Annotated in this window: 18 protein-coding genes; 9 read left to right on the forward strand and 9 right to left on the reverse strand. The window is 64.2% G+C overall.

Features of this window, described 5'->3' with window-relative positions; translation table 11 throughout:
- Positions 1 to 29: 29 nt before the first annotated feature.
- The 9 genes from AC07UC_RS05800 to AC07UC_RS05840 all read right to left on the reverse strand — a co-directional run bounded on the left by AC07UC_RS05800 (position 30) and on the right by AC07UC_RS05840 (position 8446).
- The gene (locus tag AC07UC_RS05800; protein ID WP_494908897.1) at positions 30 to 560 is read right to left on the reverse strand and encodes an NADPH-dependent FMN reductase; all 531 of its coding nucleotides are present in this window, start codon (positions 558 to 560) and stop codon (positions 30 to 32) included.
- 41 nt (positions 561 to 601) lie between these two features.
- Positions 602 to 1222, reverse strand: a complete 621-nt coding sequence (locus tag AC07UC_RS05805) for a pyridoxamine 5'-phosphate oxidase family protein (protein ID WP_140776099.1) — start codon at positions 1220 to 1222, stop codon at positions 602 to 604.
- Positions 1223 to 1318: 96 nt separating this feature from the next.
- Entirely contained in the window at positions 1319 to 1993 is a 675-nt protein-coding gene (locus AC07UC_RS05810) for a septation protein A (protein ID WP_140776098.1), read from the reverse strand.
- Positions 1994 to 2038: 45 nt separating this feature from the next.
- Positions 2039 to 3691, reverse strand: a complete 1653-nt coding sequence (gene ftsY / locus AC07UC_RS05815) for a signal recognition particle-docking protein FtsY (protein WP_494908898.1) — start codon at positions 3689 to 3691, stop codon at positions 2039 to 2041.
- Positions 3692 to 4131: 440 nt separating this feature from the next.
- Entirely contained in the window at positions 4132 to 5472 is a 1341-nt protein-coding gene (mtaB, locus tag AC07UC_RS05820; RefSeq protein ID WP_494904591.1) for a tRNA (N(6)-L-threonylcarbamoyladenosine(37)-C(2))-methylthiotransferase MtaB, read from the reverse strand.
- Positions 5472 to 6356, reverse strand: coding sequence for a diaminopimelate epimerase (gene dapF / locus AC07UC_RS05825; RefSeq protein ID WP_202325351.1), 885 nt, complete (start codon positions 6354 to 6356; stop codon positions 5472 to 5474). The genes mtaB and dapF overlap by 1 nt, the downstream gene beginning before the upstream one ends.
- A gap of 83 nt (positions 6357 to 6439) precedes the next feature.
- Positions 6440 to 6601 (reverse strand): DUF1328 family protein, encoded by a 162-nt coding sequence (locus tag AC07UC_RS05830; protein ID WP_032932257.1) that lies wholly within the window; start codon positions 6599 to 6601, stop codon positions 6440 to 6442.
- Positions 6602 to 6804: 203 nt separating this feature from the next.
- Positions 6805 to 7371 (reverse strand): hypothetical protein, encoded by a 567-nt coding sequence (locus AC07UC_RS05835; RefSeq protein ID WP_494904592.1) that lies wholly within the window; start codon positions 7369 to 7371, stop codon positions 6805 to 6807.
- Between the two features lie 70 nt (positions 7372 to 7441).
- Positions 7442 to 8446, reverse strand: a complete 1005-nt coding sequence (locus AC07UC_RS05840) for an MBL fold metallo-hydrolase (protein ID WP_494904593.1) — start codon at positions 8444 to 8446, stop codon at positions 7442 to 7444.
- A gap of 262 nt (positions 8447 to 8708) precedes the next feature.
- On the opposite strand from AC07UC_RS05840, the gene AC07UC_RS05845 reads away from it, so the two are divergent.
- The 9 genes from AC07UC_RS05845 (at position 8709) to odhB (ending at position 19397) form a co-directional block, all read left to right on the forward strand.
- The gene (locus AC07UC_RS05845) at positions 8709 to 9248 is read left to right on the forward strand and encodes a protease inhibitor Inh/omp19 family protein (protein ID WP_140776093.1); all 540 of its coding nucleotides are present in this window, start codon (positions 8709 to 8711) and stop codon (positions 9246 to 9248) included.
- A gap of 138 nt (positions 9249 to 9386) precedes the next feature.
- On the forward strand, positions 9387 to 10586 hold the full coding sequence (zapE, locus tag AC07UC_RS05850) for a cell division protein ZapE (RefSeq protein WP_494904594.1): 1200 nt from the start codon (positions 9387 to 9389) through the stop codon (positions 10584 to 10586).
- A gap of 364 nt (positions 10587 to 10950) precedes the next feature.
- Positions 10951 to 11919, forward strand: coding sequence for a malate dehydrogenase (gene mdh / locus AC07UC_RS05855; RefSeq protein WP_056574603.1), 969 nt, complete (start codon positions 10951 to 10953; stop codon positions 11917 to 11919).
- Positions 11920 to 11964: 45 nt separating this feature from the next.
- A complete protein-coding gene (sucC, locus tag AC07UC_RS05860) occupies positions 11965 to 13158 on the forward strand; it encodes an ADP-forming succinate--CoA ligase subunit beta (protein WP_494904596.1) in 1194 nt (397 codons plus the stop codon).
- 4 nt (positions 13159 to 13162) lie between these two features.
- Entirely contained in the window at positions 13163 to 13534 is a 372-nt protein-coding gene (locus tag AC07UC_RS05865) for a cupin domain-containing protein (protein WP_140776090.1), read from the forward strand.
- A gap of 3 nt (positions 13535 to 13537) precedes the next feature.
- Positions 13538 to 14035: a DUF1579 family protein gene (locus AC07UC_RS05870; RefSeq protein WP_494904598.1), complete on the forward strand. Its 498-nt coding sequence runs from the start codon at positions 13538 to 13540 to the stop codon at positions 14033 to 14035.
- 12 nt (positions 14036 to 14047) lie between these two features.
- A complete protein-coding gene (gene sucD / locus AC07UC_RS05875) occupies positions 14048 to 14950 on the forward strand; it encodes a succinate--CoA ligase subunit alpha (protein ID WP_140776088.1) in 903 nt (300 codons plus the stop codon).
- A gap of 136 nt (positions 14951 to 15086) precedes the next feature.
- The gene (locus AC07UC_RS05880) at positions 15087 to 18074 is read left to right on the forward strand and encodes a 2-oxoglutarate dehydrogenase E1 component (protein ID WP_202325358.1); all 2988 of its coding nucleotides are present in this window, start codon (positions 15087 to 15089) and stop codon (positions 18072 to 18074) included.
- 42 nt (positions 18075 to 18116) lie between these two features.
- The gene (gene odhB / locus AC07UC_RS05885) at positions 18117 to 19397 is read left to right on the forward strand and encodes a 2-oxoglutarate dehydrogenase complex dihydrolipoyllysine-residue succinyltransferase (protein WP_494904600.1); all 1281 of its coding nucleotides are present in this window, start codon (positions 18117 to 18119) and stop codon (positions 19395 to 19397) included.
- Positions 19398 to 19407 lie beyond the last annotated feature (10 nt).

The following is a 19407-nucleotide window of genomic DNA, read 5'->3' on the forward strand; positions in this document are numbered from 1 at the left end:
CTTCTGGGAGAAGGGAAAGGCTGCGCCGCTCAATGCGAGCGGATGAAATCCGCGAAACCCTGCACCGCATTGCGCATTGCCAGCACCTTTTCCGGCTCAGCCAAAATGGCCTCCATCTCCGCTGGCTTCTTGCCGAGCAGGGCGATCTCCAGCCCACCATCATACATCGCGAACGACATGGTGCGCATGATCTCGGCCAGCGCCGCCCGGGCGAACAGCGAGCGGGGCGAGGCGTGGGCCAGCATGGCCGGTTTGGCGACGGCGGCGTCGCGCGAGACCAGCCAGTCGAGCGCGTTCTTCAGCCCGCCCGGCACACCATGGGCATATTCGGGACAGGAGACGATGAGGCCGTCGGCGCCGGTGACGGCGTCGATCAACCTGGAGGCTTCGCGCGGCGTGCGCTCGCCCTCGTCGTCCGGATTGAAGATCGGCAGGCGGCCGAGCCCGTCATGGACGGTGACGCGGCAGCCAGGCGGCGCGTTGCGCGCCAGTGCCGCGAGCAAGGCCGAATTGGTGGAGGCGGCCCGCAGGCTGCCGGAGATGGCAATGATGTTCAGCACAGTCGGCGAGGCCAGTTCGGACGAATCGTGTCCGAAAAAGCCTACCACATGGTCTGCTTGTAATCGTCGTCGAGCCAGCGGTCGGTCGCCTCGGCCGAATCGGCGAGCGCCAGCTGGTCGCGCAGGATCTGGCCGAGTGTCGGCAGCGTGGCACGGTCGTACCAGCTCTCCGGCTTCCACAGATCGGAGCGCATGAAGGCCTTGGCGCAATGCATGTAGGTGGCCTTGACGGCGACGACGATGACACTTTGCGGCTCCTTGCCGTCGACGGCCAGGCGCTCGCGCAGATTGGCATCGACGGTGATGCGGGCATCGCCGTTGACGCGCAGCGTCTCGTTCATGCCGGGGATGAGGAAGAGCAGTCCGACCGAGGGATTGCGCAGGATGTTCTCCAGCGTATCCAGCCGGTTGTTGCCTGGCCGGTCGGGAATGGCGATGGTGCGGTCGTCGAGAATGGCGGCGAAGCCTGGCTTGTCGCCCTTCGGCGTCACGTCGGCATTGCCGGCGCCGTCGGACGAGCCGATCAGCACGAAGGGGCTCTTGCCGATGAAGGAACGGCAATGGCCGTCGAGCGCCTTCAGCTCCTTGCGGATCGAGCCGTCAGTCGGCCGCGGCGTCTTGTAGATCGTCCGCAATTCCTCGCGCGTGGTGACGAATTCCATGGCTCTCCCCCTCTTTTTTAGTTTGGCGCAATTCCCTAGGGAAACCGCGATGCGGTTTTCCCGGGAAAACCGCTTCACACTTTTCCTGGAATTGCTCTACTTGCCTGCCTTCTCTTCCCCGCTCGCCTTGTCGTCCAGCGAATGGCGCAGGATCAGCGGCATCTGGCTGAAGGTGAACAAAAGCGTGATCGGCATGATGCCCCAGACCTTGAAGGTAACCCAGGCATCGGTGGAAAAATTGCGCCACACCACTTCGTTGACGACGGCCAGGAACAGGAAGAACAGGCCCCAGCGGAAGGTGAGTTTTTTCCAGCCTTCGGCATCCAGCTTGAAGGCTGAATCGAAGACATAGCCGAGCAGCGACCTGCCGAAGAACAGGCCGCCGAGCAGCACGCCGCCGAACAGTGTGTTGACGATGGTCGGCTTCATCTTGATGAAGATGTCGTCCTGCAGATAGAGCGTCAGCGCGCCGAAGATGAAGACGACGACGCCCGAAACCATCGGCATGATCGGCAAGGTGCGGGTCAGCAGCCAGGAGGCGATCAGCGCGATGGCCGTGGCGGCCATGAACAGGCCGGTGGCGACGAAGATCGGGCCACCGAATTCGCCCAGGACAGGGAATTTCTGCACCAGCCATTCGCCGCGCGCATTGGCGAAGAAGAAGACCAGCAGCGGCCCAAGCTCCAGCACCAGCTTGAGCAGGGGATTGACGCCTTCCTTCTTCTCTTTCTGCGGGTCGGACGGATCGCGTTCGAGAATGGGTGGGTTCATGATCTTCCTTCTTACGCACGATCCCGTTCAAAAGGGATCATGCCGTTACGCCACTCCAGCGATCGCCCTGGCGAATTCGCTTGCCGAGAAAGGCTCGAGGTCGTCGACCTGTTCGCCGACGCCGATGAAATAGACAGGCAATTTGTGCTTTGCCGCGATCGCCACCAGAATACCGCCGCGCGCCGTGCCGTCCAGCTTGGTCATCACCAGGCCGTTGACGCCGGCGATGTTGCGGAAGATCTCGACCTGGTTGAGCGCGTTCTGGCCGGTGGTGGCGTCGACCGTCTGCAGCACGGTGTGCGGCGCTTCCGGATCGAGCTTGCCCAGCACGCGCACGATCTTTTCCAGCTCCGCCATCAGTTCGGTCTTGTTCTGCAGGCGGCCGGCGGTGTCGATGATCAGCACGTCGGAGCCGGCTTCCTTGGCCTTCTCGAAGGCATCGTAGGCAAGGCCCGCCGCATCGGCGCCGAGCTTGGAGGCGATGACAGGCGATTTCGTGCGCTCGCCCCAGATCTTCAACTGCTCGATGGCGGCCGCGCGGAACGTATCGCCGGCCGCCAGCATCACCGACAGGCCGCCATCGGTCAGTTTTGCCGCGAGCTTGCCTATGGTGGTTGTCTTGCCGGTGCCGTTGACGCCGACCACCAGGATGACATGCGGCTTGTGCGAGAGGTCGAGCTCCAGTGGCCGGGCAACAGGGGTCAGCACCTTCTCCACCTCGGCGGCCATGACGGTGCGCACGTCCGTGTCGGAGACATCCTTGCCATAGCGGCTGGCGGCCAGCGCGTCGGTGATACGAAGTGCTGTCTCCATGCCGAGGTCGGCGCGGATCAGCACATCCTCCAGGTCCTGCAGCGTGTCCTCATCGAGCTTCCGTTTGGTGAAGACGCCGGCGATGTTGCCGGTGAGTTCGCGCGACGAACGGGCCAGCCCGTCCCGCATGCGCTGGAACCACGATCGCCTCGGCGCCGCCTCCGGCGCCTTCACCGGCTCGGCCTTCTGCTCGACCTTCTTGGCGACCGTCACCTTGCCGGGGGCGGGTTTCGGCTCGGGCGCTGGCTGGGGCGCCGGTGCCGGGACAGGCTGTGGTTCGGGTGTGACCTCGACGATGACAGGCTGCGGCTCGACCGGTGCGAGTGTGGCTTCGGGCGGCGTGCGCTTTACCTCCCCCTCGATGGGGGAGGTCCCGAGCGCAGCTCGGGGGTGGGGGTGACTGGCGTCGGCGCTGTCACCCCACCCCGCCGCTTCGCGTCGACCCTCCCCATCGAGGGGAGGGTGAGGCGTCGGCGCGGCTTCAGCGAGCGGCGCTACTTCCTTGATGTCCGCGAGAGGAGGCAAAGGCGCTTGAGGGGCGGCGCCTGCCTCTGAAGTCGGCTGCGCGGAAGGCGCGGCCGGTGACGGCACTTCGACCGGTGCCGGCGTCTCAGCTGGAACCTCGGCAGGCGGCGCCGGCACTTCGATCGGCGCCGGCTCTGGCGGCCTTTCCGAAGGCGTCGGCGCAACATCCGGCTCGGCTGGGGCAGGGACTTCTTGCGGCTGCGGTTCAGGCGTGGGCTCCGGAGTTTCCGGGGGAAGCGGAATTTCCTCGGGCGTCGGCGGCTCTGGAGGCTCTGGCGCGGGGGTCGGTTCCTCCTGCGGCGCGGGCTGCGGCAGAGGTTCCGGCTCGGCTGGAACGGTCGGTTCCGGCGCCGGGGGTATGGTTGGAGCGGGCTCGGGTTTAGGCTCCTCGACAGGCGCCGGTTCTAGTGACGGAGCTGCATCTGGCTCGGCCGGTGCGCCCTCTACCTCCCCCTCGATGGGGGAGGTCCCAAGCGAAGCTTGGGGGTGGGGGTGACTGGCGCTGGCGTCGGCGCCATCACCCCTCCCCGCCACTTCGTGGCGACCCTCCCCATCGAGGGGCGGGTGGGGCGCTGGTTCTGGCTCGGTCGGAGCTATCGGCGCAAGTTCCGCCTCCGGCTGCGGCGCGTCGCGCTTCAAGAACTCCGGAACGACCTGCTCGGCCGCCGGCTTCAGGGCATCGAGCTGGTCCCATTTGATCGGGGGCAGCGGGGCGGTCTCGTCGATCCGCTCCTCGACAACCTCTTTCTTGCCGAACGAAAATATCTTCTTGAAAAAACCAGCCATGCTTTTTGCGTTTCTCAGGCGGCGCGGGCGGCAAGCGGGGCTGCGATCAGCCGGATACCATCGTGGCCAGTAATTGTCGCTTCGACGATCTCGCCCGGCGCGCCGGTGCCGAGCGCGGCAAGCGTGAAGCCTTCGGTGCGGCCAAGGCCGTCACGCTCGATCAGGATCGATTGCCGGGTTCCGGACAGCGAGGCCAGATGGCGCCGATACGCGGCTTCGCCAGCGGCGCGCAGCCGGGCGGCGCGCTGCTTGACCATCTCGCGGCGCAGCTGCGGCATGCGCGCGGCGGGCGTGCCTTCGCGCGGGCTGAACGGGAAGACGTGAAGGTGGGTCAGGCCGCATTCCTCGACGATTTTTATCGAGTTCTCGAACATGGCGTCGGTCTCGGTCGGAAAGCCGGCGATAATGTCGGCGCCGAAGACGATCGCAGGGCGCAATTTGCGCACATCCTCGCAAAACCGGATCGATTGGTCGCGCAGATGGCGGCGTTTCATGCGCTTCAGGATCATGTCGTCGCCCGATTGCAGCGACAGATGCAGATGCGGCATCAGCCTGGGTTCGGTGGCGATGGCTTCGAGCAATTCGTCATCGGCCTCGATCGAATCGATCGAGGATAGCCGCAGGCGTTTCACGTCGGGCACCTGCCTGAGAATGGTCTTCACCAGCCTGCCAAGCCTGGGCGAGCCCGGCAGGTCGGCGCCGAAGCTGGTCATGTCGACACCGGTCAGCACGATCTCGGCATAGCCGTTGCCGGCGAGCCGCTTGACCTGTTCGACCACGGCGCCCATCGGCACCGAGCGCGAATTGCCGCGACCGTAAGGAATGATGCAGAAGGTGCAGCGGTGGTCGCAGCCATTCTGGACCTGGACGAAGGCGCGGGCGCGGCCCTCGATGGCGTCGACCATATGGCCGGCGGTCTCGCGCACAGAGAAAATATCGTTGACGCGGGCCTTCTCGGTGTCGTTGACGCCGAAATCCGGCAGTGCGCGATAGGAATGCGCCTTGAGCTTCTCTTCATTGCCAAGCACGAGATCGACCTCGTCCATGGCGGCGAATTTCTCCGGTTCGGTCTGCGCGGCGCAGCCGGTGACGATGATGCGCGCCCCAGGGTTGTCGCGGCGCGCCTTGCGGATCGCCTGCTTGGCCTGGCGCACCGCCTCGCCGGTGACGGCGCAGGTGTTGAAGATGACGGCGCCACCATCCAGCGCGCCGAGACCGGCGCTCTCGGCCTCGCGCCGCATCACTTCGGATTCATAGGTGTTCAGCCGGCAGCCGAAGGTCACCACATCAATGCGGCTGGGGGCCTCGGAAAGGGAGCCGTCGACGTCAGGGCTCCTGGACAGAGCAACCGACATCAGGCCGCGCTTTCGGTGTCACGGGCCCAGGTGCCGGTCGAGGGATCGAAGCTGCCGGAAAATTCCCATTCGGCCGCACCCGTCAGGATGACGTGGTCATCGTCGCGCCATTCGACATGCAGCGTGCCGCCGCCGGGGGTCAACAGGCTGACGCTGCGCCCGGTCCGCTTGGTGCGCGCCGCTGCCACCACGGCGGCGCAGGCCGCCGAGCCGCAGGCCTTGGTCAAGCCGGCGCCGCGCTCCCAGGTGCGGATGATCATGCTCTCGGGAGACGTGACCTGGGCGATGGTGATGTTGGCGCGCTCGGGGAAGATCGGGTGGTTTTCGAGCAGCGGGCCGAAGCGGTCGAGCTCATAGGACCAGACGTCGCGGTCGACCCAGAAGATGGCATGCGGGTTGCCCATCGAGACGGCGGAAGGCGAATGCAGCACAGGCGCGTCGATCGGGCCGATCTGCAATTCGATCATGCGGGTGTCGCGGAATTCCTCGGCAAGCGGAATCTCCTGCCAGCCGAAACGCGGCATGCCCATGTCGACCGAGATCGTGCCGTCGGCATGCTCCCTGGCGTTGAGGATGCCGGCGCGGGTCTCGAAGGTGAAGGTTTTTTGGCCAGTCTCGGCGGCAAGCGCCTGGACGACGCAGCGCATGCCGTTGCCGCAGGCCTGCGCACCGGTGCCATCCGAATTCAGGATGTCGACATAGTAGGCCGTGCCCGGTGTCTTGGCGTCATGGATCGCCATGATCTGGTCGAAACGGGTCGCGGCATCGGCGTTCAGCGCAAGGGCGGCCGCCGCCGTCACCCGGTCGGCACGGCCGCGCATATCGGCGACGATGATTTCGTTGCCGATGCCGTTCATCTTGGCGAAGGGGGCGGTGCCTGCCATTCTTCCGGTCATTCCGTGTCCATTTGGCGCTATATGGCGGAAACGGGCGGGAATTACCAGTGCGCAGGCGCCTTCGAGGTCTCTTAGGTCACCGCGAAGATGCCGAGCACGACCAGCAGGAAGATGACGAGAACGATGCCGATGAGGATGCGCGCGCCGGTGGCGGCGGCTCCGGCCAGCGCCGGCATGCCGAGCAGGCTCGCCGCCGCGGCGATGATCAGGAGAATGATGATCCATTTGATCATGGGAATGCCTCGCAAACCGACAGATTTTGAAACCGCATGAAGAACGCGGCTGTCGTGCCTGGGTTCCCGCGGTTTGCGAGGCGATGTCAGTGCTAAAACCTAAAGCGCGTCGCGTTGAAGTGGATTCATGCGCCGCGCTTTAGGCCTCTGTTTTTATGCATGTCGCTGCTCCCAAAACCGGGATCACTTCTGGGCGACATGCATCAGCCCGCGATCTCGATATCGGTGCTGAAGGGTGCGGTCTTGGCCGAGTTCTGGTCATGCATGAGGAAATTGCATTTGTATTTCCCGGGCGGCAGTCCATCGAGGGACAGGTCGAGCTTGAAGAAGAGTTCGCGGTTGTGCGAGCGGGACGCGACCTGAACGCTGCCGATTTTCTCGAAGGTGCCCAGGGCTTCGCCCGAGTCCGAAAGCACGGTGAGGTCGACGGAAAGCGCGATCTGGCTGTTGCCGAGGCCGTCCGACCCGTAGCCATAGCCGACCGGTTCCATATAGAGCACGACCTTCTCGCCGGGCTTGTAGATGTGGTTGGCACGCTCGCTGTAGATGCCGAAGCCGCTGGCCGTGTCGACCTGTTTGACATTCTGCACGGCGAGCGGCATCGCTTGCCACAAGGCTTCCTCGGCGCCGCGGAATTTCTCCAGCGCGCCGGCTCCGTCCCCTGCCTGCAGTGCCTTTTCGGCGTCGGCGGCGCGATCGGCGATGTCTCCGGCATAGGCCACCGAGGTGGAGATTGTGGCAGCAAGCAGGGCAGCCAGGATCGATTTCATAGGATGCGTCTCCGTTCTTTGAGATGGTGGGCGAAACCCTCGTGGGGTAGACGCCAAACCCTGCCGGAGTTCAAGGCACTCTCCAGACTTCACCAGGCCGCAGGGCTCGAAAGCGCTCCCGTGGCATGCCCTCGGCGTCAAGCGCTTCGGCAAGTTTGCGGACCGGCTCGTCCATCGGCTCGTCGGTGAGCTGGAAGGTGCCCCAGTGGCAGCCGGCGGCGAAGGCGGCATCGCACAGCTTCATGCCTTGCACCGCTTCCTCCGGGTTCTGGTGCTGCGGCGCCATGAACCAGCGCGGCTCGTAGGCGCCGATCGGCAGGATGGCGAAGCGGAAGCCGCCATGTTTCGCCGCCATCAGCCGGTAGTTGATGCCGTCGTGGAAGCCGGTGTCGCCGGCGAAATAGATCTTGCCGCCCGGCGTCTCGATGACGAAGCCGGCCCACAATGCCATGCGCCGGTCACGCGCGCCGCGCGCCGACCAGTGATGCGCCGGCTCGATGTGGACGAAAACGCCGTTACCGAAATCGACCCTGTCACCCCAGTCATATGCCGAAAGACGCATGCCGGGAACCGCCTCACTGATTAGGACATCGTTGCCGAGCGGGGTGACCACCAGCGGATGATGGCCGGCCTTGAGCTGCTTCAGCGTGGCGAGGTCGAGATGGTCGTAGTGATTGTGGCTGACCAGGACGAGGTCGATCGGCGGCAAGTCGGGGAAGGCGATGCCCGGCGGATTGACGCGTCGTGGCCCGGCGAAGGAAAACGGCGAGGTGCGTTGCGACCAGACCGGATCGGTGAGGATGTTCAGCCCGGCGGTCTGGATCAGCAAGGTGGAGTGACCGACCATGGTCACCGTGAGTTCGGCACCCTCGACCTTCGCGGCTGGCCTTGCCTGCGAAAAGGGGCTCGGACTCGTCGCGGGCCATTTCGCGCGCTGGCCGTTGAACTGCCATTTCAGCAGATCCACGAAGCGGCCGGGCATCCGGCCGCCCGGATTGAAGAACAAGGTGCCATCGAAATGATCGCTGGGCGGACCGCTGTAATAGCGGTTGGCGGCTTTCTTTCTCGCGGCCAAGGTCTGCTCCAGCGTTTCGGCCTCTAGACATAGGTCCTGCGCCGATCGGCGCAAGCGCCGAATGGCGAAGGCGGAAGCTGGGATCGCGGAGGCCGAGCAGCAAGCCGTCCGGTCCATCCTGATTGCGATAAATTTGCAACAAATCTTGCTGCAAACCCTATTTTAACCATATCGGGTTGAAATTTCGCCACCTTCTCCATCTTGGTGGGGGTGAGAGATTGCGCGGACGGCGTCCCCCCAGCCGGATCCGACGGAGGTTGGAATGAATTTTTCGAAAAGCGGCTTGGTGGCCGTATCGCTGGCGGCGCTCGTTGCGAGTGGCTGCTCAACCTCACGGTTCTCGTCGATGGACGACCAGCAGCCGGCGCCACTGCAGCCGGCCCCGGCTGGCCAGGTGACCTCCAACCAGTTGCCGCCGCCGGCCTCGCCCGGCGCCACCGACCCGTCGCAGTTCCCGACCGCCCCGGCGAATACGCAGGTCGCGTCCTTGCCGCCGGACGGCTCGGCACCCGCCGGTGCCTCGGATCTCAGCGCGGCAAGCGTCGCCGGCGTCTGGAACGCCAGCGTTTCCGGCCAGAGCTGCAAGATCGCGACGCCGCAGACCAAGTTCGGCGCCGGCTTCCGCGCCGGGCCGCTGCACTGCCCGGCGCCGATCGATGGTATCAAGTCGTGGAATGTCGCCGGCAAGCAGCTGACGCTTTATGACGAGAATGGCGGTTCGCTGGCGCGGCTCTATTCCTCGGGTGGCTCGAAATTCGACGGTCAGACTTCCAGCGGGCAGCCGATTTCGCTTACAAGGTAAGCTGGATATGCCGATATTAAGGTGATGCCGGCCTGTGAACGGCGGCTTCTCGAAAGCCGACATTCTCGGCTTGGCCTGACCTGAATCTCAACACCTAGTCCTCCCCGGAGCATCCTGCTCTGAACAACGACGTGACCGATGCATCTGCGTGACGGCCTCCAGACCCATGCGACCGTCAGGCAGCGCTACGACCATCTGGTGGAAACCGGCGCGATCGAGCGCGATCCGGCGCAGGAGCGCATTGCCGCCGCGCTCGACCGGCTGACATCGGAAATCTCGGCAAAACGGCTGGCGCACAAATCCAGTGCGCTGGGCTGGCTGTTTGCCCGCAAGCGCGAGACGCGGGAAATCGTCAAGGGCCTCTACATCCATGGTGGCGTCGGCCGCGGCAAGACGATGCTGATGGACATGTTCTTCGAGCTGCTGCCGGTCCGGCGCAAGCGTCGCGTCCACTTCAACGACTTCATGGCCGACGTGCAGGACCGCATCCAGAAGCATCGGCAGGCGCGCAAGAACGGTGACGTCAAGGAAGACGATCCGATCCCACCCGTGGCAAAAGCCCTGGCCGAGCAAGCCTGGGTGCTGTGCTTCGACGAGTTTTCCGTCACCGACATCGCCGACGCGATGATCCTGTCCAGGCTGTTTTCGGCGCTGTTCGCCAATGGCGTGGTGCTGATCGCCACCTCGAACGTGGCGCCGGAGGATCTTTACCGCGACGGGCTCAATCGCCAGCTGTTCCTGCCTTTCATAGGCATACTGGAACGGCACGCACAGGTGCTGTCGCTCGACAGCGACAAGGATTACCGGCTGGAAAAGCTCGCCCGGACGCCGGTCTATGTCACGCCGGCCGACGCGGAAGCCGACCGCGCGCTCGACGAGGCCTGGCAGACGATGACGCGTGGCGCGCCGACGGCCGCGACATCGCTGACGCTGAAGGGCCGGCAAGTCGTGGTGCCGGCTGCCGCCGGCGACGCGGCGCGGTTTGCCTTCGCCGATCTCTGCGAAAAACCCCTCGGCGCGCGCGATTTCCTGGCGATCGCCGGACGCTTCTCGACGGTCTTCATCGAACACGTTCCGGTTCTGGGCGAGGGCAAGCGCAACGAGGCCAAGCGCTTCATCCTGTTGATCGACACGCTCTACGACCACCATGTGCGCCTGGTGGTGAGCGCCGAGGCGCCGCCGCAAGAGCTCTACGTGGCCAAGCGCGGTGTCGAGGTGTTCGAGTTCGAACGCACCGCGTCACGCCTGATCGAGATGCAGAGTCGCGACTGGCTGGAAGACTGGGCTGAGCGGCGGAAAGAGAAGCTCGCCCCGGAAGCGTCGCGCGCGCAGGCGTAAGGGGACAGTTTCCGAAAGGCCGCGATCCTTCTCGCTCCTTTTTCTCGCCGAGTTTTGACGCTCACATCCTCGGCGGCCAGCATCACAAGGGCGTCATCGCCTCTTCAAGCCTTCTGATTGTCATCCTAATTGTGTAATCTCAAGCAGATCGTCTTACAAACTTTGACGTTTACGTAAATCCCAAACCATCTAACCGATTGAAAACGCTCACTCCAAAATAATCGATTGAATTTATCTTGCACCGGGGCTATTGGGTGCGGCGAAATCTCGCGGGTTTCCTCAGCATTCCGGCCTCTTCCTCGGCACCGTCATCAAGTCGTCAAAGATTTCGGCGCAGTCACAGACAAAGGGAAAACATCCTCACATGGCACGCAACAAGATAGCGCTTATCGGCTCGGGAATGATCGGCGGCACGCTCGCCCACATGATCGGCCTCAAGGACCTCGGAGACGTGGTGCTGTTCGATATTGCCGAGGGCATCCCGCAAGGCAAGGGGCTCGATATCGCGCAGTCGTCGCCGGTCGATGGTTTTGACTCCCGGCTGACCGGCGTCAACGACTATGCCGGCATCGAGGGAGCGGATGTCTGCATCGTCACCGCGGGCGTGCCGCGCAAGCCGGGCATGAGCCGCGACGACCTGCTGGGCATCAACCTCAAGGTCATGGAACAGGTCGGCGCCGGTCTCAAGAAGTACGCGCCGAAGGCCTTCGTCATCTGCATCACCAACCCGCTCGATGCCATGGTGTGGGCGCTGCAGAAGTTTTCGGGCCTGCCCAAGACCCATGTCGTGGGCATGGCCGGCGTGCTCGACAGCGCACGCTTCCGCTATTTCCTGGCCGAGGAGTTCAAGGTTTCGGTCGAGGACGTCACCGCCTTCGTGCTCGGCGGCCACGGCGATTCCATGGTGCCGATGATCCGCTATTCGACGGTTTCGGGCATTCCGCTGCCCGACCTCGTCAAGATGGGCTGGACCTCGAAGGAAAAGCTCGACCAGATCGTGCAGCGTACCCGCGACGGCGGCGCCGAGATCGTCGGTCTGCTCAAGACCGGCTCGGCCTATTACGCGCCGGCCGCCTCGGCAATCCAGATGGCCGAAGCCTATCTCAAGGACAAGAAGCGCGTGCTGCCTTGCGCGGCGCACCTCTCCGGCCAGTATGGCGTCAAGGGTACCTATGTCGGCGTGCCCGTGGTGATCGGCGCCGGCGGCGTCGAGCGCATCATCGAGATCGACCTCAACAAGGCCGAGCAGAAGATGTTCGAAAGCTCGGTGGCGACGGTGCAGGGCCTGACCGAGGCCTGCGTCAAGATCGCGCCGCAGCTCGCCTCGAAGTGAACCCCACCAAAAACAACCCCGGCAAAGACCTGGAGATAGTTCCCCATGAACATCCATGAATATCAGGGCAAGGCGCTGCTGAAGAGCTTTGGCGCGCCGGTGGCCGAAGGCGTGCCGGTGTTCAAGGCAAGCGAGGCGGAAGCGGCAGCAAAAGCGCTGCCCGGCCCGCTCTATGTGGTGAAGAGTCAGATCCATGCCGGCGGCCGCGGCAAGGGCAAGTTCAAGGAACTGTCGCCCGACGCCAAGGGCGGCGTGCGGCTGGCGAAGTCGGTCGCCGACGTCGTCGCCAACGCCAACGAGATGCTCGGCCACACGCTGGTGACCAAGCAGACCGGTCCGGCCGGCAAGCAGGTCAACCGCCTCTATATCGAGGACGGCGCCGACATCGAACGCGAGCTTTATCTTTCGATCCTGGTCGACCGTTCCGTCGGCCGTATCGCCTTCGTCGTCTCGACCGAAGGCGGCATGGACATCGAGGCGGTCGCCCATGACACGCCGGAAAAGATCATCACCGTCGCCATCGACCCGGAAAAGGGCGTCACGGCGGATGATGTGAAGAAGCTCAACGCGGCCCTCAAGCTCGACGGCGACGCGGCGAAAGATGGCGGCACGCTGTTCCCGATCCTCTACAAGGCCTTTGTCGAGAAGGACATGAGCCTGCTCGAGGTCAACCCGCTGATCGTCATGAAGAATGGCCGGCTGCGCGTGCTCGACGCCAAGGTGTCGTTCGACAACAACGCGCTGTTCCGCCACCCGGACGTGCTCGAACTGCGCGACACGACCGAAGAGGACGAGAAGGAGATCGAGGCGTCGAAATACGACCTCGCCTATGTCGCGCTCGACGGCAATATCGGCTGCATGGTCAACGGCGCCGGCCTTGCCATGGCGACGATGGACATCATCAAGCTCTATGGCGCCGAACCCGCCAACTTCCTCGATGTCGGCGGCGGCGCCTCCAAGGAGAAGGTGACGGCGGCGTTCAAGATCATCACCAAGGACCCTGCGGTCAAAGGCATACTGATCAACATCTTCGGCGGCATCATGAAGTGCGACATCATCGCCGAGGGCGTCATCGCCGCGGTCAAGGAAGTCGGCCTCAAGGTTCCGTTGGTGGTGCGCCTGGAAGGTACCAATGCCGAGCTCGGCAAGAAGATCATCAACGACAGCGGCCTGAACGTGGTGTCGGCCGACGATCTCGATGACGCGGCCAAGAAGATCGTGGCGGCGGTGAAGGGCTGAGCGGATGCCTCCGCGCAAGATAAATCTGGTCGAGGCGGCGGATCAGAAGATCACCAAGGTCTTCGATCCGCACATCGCCGGCGACGTCAACGACAGCCAGGCGAAGGTCGCCAAGTTCGGCGAGGCTTTCGACTGGCACGCGCATGAGCATGAGGACGAAGCCTTCCTAGTGCTGCGCGGTCGCATCGCCATCGATTTCCGCGACGGTCCGGTCGAGCTCGGCGAGGGCGATTTCATCGTCGTGCCGCGTGGCGTCGAGCATCGGCCGCGTTCGCTGACCCAAGAGCCCGTGGTGCTGATGTTCGAGCCGTCGACGACGCTCAACACCGGCAATGCCAAGAGCGATCTCACCGTCACCGACCTGAAGCGGCTCTGACCGATGAACGCGGCTTCCTTCTCCTCGCTCTCGGCCGATCACCAGCGCCTGCAGGCGCTGGTCGGCGCGTGGCGTGGCGAGGAGGAGGTGGCGGACACACAATGGGCCGATGGCGGCACGGCGACATCGGAGGTGCTGGCGGAGGCACAATTCGGCGGCCTGTTCGTGGTGCAGCGCTACCGCCAGCGCCGCGACGGCACGATTTCCTTGGGTTCGCACAACGTGTTCGGCTTCGACCAGCAGAACAGCGTCGTCACCATGCACCAGTTCGATTCGATGGGTTTCGTGCCGGCCTCGCCGGCCACGGGCACGTGGAACGGCGGCGAGCTCAATCTGGAGCGGTCATCACCGCGCGGTTCGGCGCGCGTGACGTATATTTTTGACGATGCCGACACCTACCGCATGCGATTGCATTTCAAACCCGCCGGCAGCGATGCATGGCAAGACATGGTGAGCGGCGTCTACAAGCGCGTCTCGCCTTCCTCGATCAACGGCTTTTAGAAAAGGGCTCCGATGTCCATTCTCGTCGACAAGAACACCAAGGTGCTGGTGCAGGGCCTGACCGGCAAGACCGGCACGTTCCACACCGAACAGGCGCTGGCCTATCACGGCACCAAGATGGTGGGTGGCATCCATCCCAAGAAGGGCGGCGAGACCTGGACCGGGTCGAAGGGTGAAAGCCTGCCGATCTTCGCCACCGTCGCCGAAGGCAAGGAAAAGACCGGCGCCAACGCTTCGGTCATCTATGTGCCGCCGGCGGGCGCCGGCGAAGCGATCCTGGAGGCGATCGAGGCGGAAATCCCGCTGATCATCTGCATCACCGAGGGCATTCCGGTGATGGACATGGTCAAGGTCAAGGCGCGGCTCGACCGCTCGACCTCGCGGCTGATCGGGCCGAACTGCCCCGGCGTGCTCACGCCCGACGAATGCAAGATCGGCATCATGCCCGGAAACATCTTCCGCAAGGGCTCGGTCGGCGTTGTTTCGCGCTCGGGAACACTTACCTATGAGGCCGTGTTCCAGACCACCAATGTCGGCCTCGGCCAGACCACCGCCGTCGGCATTGGCGGCGATCCCGTCAAGGGCACCGAGTTCATCGATGTGCTCGAGATGTTCCTCGCCGACGACGAGACCAAGTCGATCATCATGATCGGCGAGATCGGCGGCTCGGCCGAGGAAGACGCCGCGCAGTTCCTCAAGGACGAAGCCAAGCGTGGCCGCAAGAAGCCGATGGCCGGCTTCATCGCCGGGCGCACGGCGCCGGCAGGCCGCACCATGGGCCATGCGGGCGCGGTCATCTCCGGCGGCAAAGGCGGTGCCGAGGACAAGATCGCGGCAATGGAATCGGCCGGTATCAAGGTCTCGCCGTCACCGGCGCGGCTTGGCACGACGCTGGTTGAAGCCATCAAGGGCTGAATCTGGCGCGGGTTATGGAATGAGGGCCAACGACGGTTCGTTGGCTTTTGAGGGGACAAGAAGGGCGGGTGAACCGCCCACTATCGCGGCTCTGCCGCAAACGTAAGGAGACGGAGCGCGGCTCCGCTGAAACGACATGGCAAGACAAGATCAGGCCAACGACCAATTTTCGCTCACCTCATTCCTCTATGGCGGCAACGCCGATTACATCGACGCGCTCTATGCCGCCTATGAAGACGATCCCGCCTCGGTCAATCCCGAATGGCAGGAGTTCTTCGCTGGTCTGAAGGACGATGCCGGCGATGTACGCAGGAACGCCAAGGGTGCCTCCTGGGCAAAACCCTCCTGGCCGCTGCAGGCCAATGGCGAGCTGGTGTCGGCGCTCGACGGCAATTGGGGCATTGTCGAGAAGCATCTGGAAAAGAAGGTCAAGGACAAGGCGGTCACCAACGGTGTCGTTCTTTCCGACGCCGACGTGCACCAGGCGACGCGCGATTCGGTGCGCGCCATCATGATGATCCGTGCCTACCGCATGCGCGGCCATCTGCACGCCAATCTCGACCCGCTCGGCATCGCCAAGCCGCTCGAGGATTACAATGAATTGTCGCCCGAGAATTACGGCTTCACCGAAGCCGACTACGACCGGCCGATCTTCCTCGACAATGTGCTCGGGCTCGAATTCGGCTCCATCCGGCAGATGCTGGAGATCCTGACCCGCACCTATTGCTCGACGCTCGGCGTCGAATTCATGCACATCTCCGACCCCGAGGAAAAGGCATGGATCCAGGCGCGCATCGAAGGCGCCGACAAGGAAATCTCGTTTACCGCCACCGGCAAGAAGGCGATCCTCTCGAAGCTGGTCGAAGCGGAAGGCTTCGAGCAGTTCATCGACGTCAAGTACAAGGGCACCAAGCGCTTCGGCCTCGACGGCAGTGAAGCGCTGATCCCGGCGCTGGAGCAGATCGTCAAGCGCGGCGGCCAGCTCGGCATGAAGGAGATCGTGCTCGGCATGGCCCATCGCGGCCGCCTGAACGTGCTCAGCCAGGTGATGGCGAAGCCTCACCGCGCCATCTTCCATGAGTTCAAGGGCGGCTCGGCAGCCCCCGACGAGGTCGAAGGCTCGGGCGACGTCAAGTACCATCTCGGCGCCTCGTCGGACCGCGAGTTCGACGGCAACAAGGTCCACCTGTCGCTGACGGCCAACCCTTCCCACCTGGAAATCGTCGACCCGGTGGTGATGGGCAAGGCGCGCGCCAAGCAGGATTACCTGTTCGGCCGCGGCCGCGAGGAGATCGTGCCGCTGGAAGAGCGCGCCAAGGTGCTGCCCCTGCTCCTGCATGGCGACGCCGCCTTCGCCGGCCAGGGCGTGATCGCTGAAATCCTCGGCCTGTCGGGCCTGCGCGGCCACCGCGTCGCCGGCACGCTGCATTTCATCATCAACAACCAGATCGGCTTCACCACCAATCCGCGCTTCTCGCGCTCGTCGCCCTATCCGTCCGACGTCGCCAAGATGATCGAGGCGCCGATCTTCCACGTCAATGGCGACGACCCTGAAGCCGTGGTCCACGCCACCAAGGTGGCGATCGAATTCCGCATGAAGTTCCACAAGCCGGTGGTCGTGGACATGTTCTGCTACCGCCGCTTCGGCCACAATGAGGGCGACGAACCGGCTTTCACCCAGCCGATCATGTACCGCAACATCCGCACCCACAAGACGACGGTGCAGATCTATGGCGACCGTCTGATCGCCGAGGGCCACATCACCCAGGCCGAGCTCGACCAGATGAAGGCCGACTGGCGCGCGCATCTGGAATCCGAATGGGAAGTCGGCCAGCACTACAAGCCCAACAAGGCCGACTGGCTCGATGGCGCCTGGTCCGGCCTGCGCACGGCCGACAACCAGGACGAACAAAGGCGCGGCAAGACCGCCGTGCCGGTCAAGACGCTGAAGGAAATCGGCAAGAAGCTGACCGAGGTGCCGAAGGGTTTCGAGGCGCACAAGACCATCATCCGTTTCCTCGAAAACCGCCGCGAGGCGATCGAATCCGGCGAAGGCATCGACTGGTCGACGGCCGAGGCGCTGGCGTTCGGCGCGATCCTGCTCGACGGCAATCCGATCCGCCTGTCGGGGCAGGATTCCGAGCGCGGCACCTTCTCGCAGCGCCATTCCGTGCTCTACGACCAGCGCGACGAGACCCGCTACATCCCGCTCAACAATCTGTCGGCGGCGCAGGCCGGCTACGAAGTCATCAACTCGATGCTGTCGGAAGAGGCGGTGCTGGGCTTCGAATATGGCTACAGCCTCGCCGAGCCGAAGGCGCTGACCTTGTGGGAAGCGCAGTTCGGCGACTTCGCCAACGGCGCCCAGGTTGTGTTCGACCAGTTCATCTCGTCGGGCGAACGCAAGTGGCTCAGAATGTCGGGTCTCGTCTGCCTGTTGCCGCACGGCTATGAGGGCCAGGGCCCGGAACATTCGTCCGCCAGGCTGGAGCGCTTCCTGCAGCTTTGCGCCGAAGACAACATGCAAGTGGCCAACTGCACCACGCCGGCCAACTATTTCCACATCCTGCGCCGACAGCTGAAGCGCGACTTCCGCAAGCCGCTGATCCTGATGACGCCGAAGTCGCTGCTGCGCCACAAGCGGGCGGTGTCGACGTTGCCGGAAATCTCGGGCGAGAGTTCGTTCCACCGGCTGCTGTGGGACGACGCGCAGCTGTTGCCCAACCAGGCGATCAAGCTCACCAAGGATTCCAAGATCCGCCGCGTCGTGCTGTGCTCGGGCAAGGTCTATTACGACCTCTACGAGGAGCGCGAGAAGCGCGGCATCAACGACATCTACCTGCTGCGTGTCGAGCAGCTCTATCCGTTCCCGGCCAAGGCGCTGATCACCGAACTGTCCCGCTTCCGCAACGCCGAGATGGTATGGTGCCAGGAGGAGCCCAAGAACATGGGCGCCTGGTCGTTCATCGACCCGTATCTGGAATGGGTGCTGGCGCATATCGACGCCAAGCATCAGCGGGTGCGCTACACCGGCCGGCCGGCGGCCGCGTCGCCGGCGACCGGCTTGATGTCCAAGCACCTAGCCCAGCTCGCCGCCTTGCTCGAAGACGCGCTCGGCGAATAAAGCAGGCGAATAGAACAGAACCGACAAGAACGGACAGGCACAATGGCTACCGAAATCCGCGTTCCCACTCTCGGCGAATCCGTCACCGAGGCGACGATCGGCAAATGGTTCAAGAAGGTCGGCGATGCCATTGCCGTCGACGAACCGCTGGTCGAGCTCGAAACCGACAAGGTGACGGTGGAGGTTCCGGCCGCGGCCGCGGGCATCCTTTCGGAGATCGCGGTCAAGGAAGGTGAAACGGTTGGCGTCGGCGCGCTTCTGGGGTCGATCTCGGCCGGCGGCGCCGCCGCCGCACCCGCGACCAAGCCGCAGGCCGTGGCGCAGGCTTCGAGCCCGGATGCGGCGCAGACCACCAAGCAGGCCGCGGCCGAGACCGCCAAGATCGCCGGCGATGCCGGCGCGGTCGAGCCGCGCTCGATGCCGCCGGCGCCGGCCGCCGCAAAACTGATCGCCGAGAACAATCTGTCGGTCGACCAGCTTTCCGGCTCGGGCAAGCGCGGCCAGGTGCTGAAGGGCGACGTGCTCGACGCCATCTCCAAGGGCGCGCCGTCGCAGCCGGCCGAGACGCCCAAGGCGGCTCCGGCGCCGATCGCGGTGCGTGCGCCATCCTCGGGTGACGATGCCTCGCGCGAAGAGCGCGTGCGCATGACCAAGTTGCGCCAGACCATCGCGCGGCGGCTCAAGGAAGCGCAGTCGACCGCGGCCATGCTCACCACCTTCAACGAGGTCGACATGTCGGCGGTGATGGCGCTGCGGACCAAGTACAAGGACGTGTTCGAGAAGAAGCACGGCGTGAAGCTCGGCTTCATGGGCTTCTTCACCAAGGCCGTCACCCACGCGCTGAAGGAAATCCCGGCGGTCAATGCCGAGATCGACGGCACCGACATCATCTACAAGAACTTTGCCCATGTCGGCGTCGCCGTCGGCACCGAGAAGGGCCTCGTCGTGCCGGTCGTGCGCGATGCCGACCAGATGTCGATCGCTGAGATCGAGAAGGAAATCGGCCGGCTGGGCATCGCGGCGCGTGACGGCAAGCTGTCGGTCGCCGACATGCAGGGCGGCACGTTCACGATTTCCAATGGCGGCGTCTACGGCTCGCTGATGTCGACGCCGATCCTCAATGCGCCGCAATCGGGCATTCTGGGCATGCACAAGATCCAGGACCGGCCGGTCGTGGTCGGCGGCCAGATCGTGATCCGGCCGATGATGTATCTGGCGCTGAGCTACGATCACCGCATCGTCGACGGCAAGGAAGCCGTGACCTTCCTGGTGCGCGTCAAGGAGAGCCTGGAGGATCCGGAACGGCTGGTGCTTGATCTCTAGGGGTTGGTGC

The sequence above is a fragment of the Mesorhizobium sp. GW821-FHT04C10 genome, assembly GCF_059420305.1.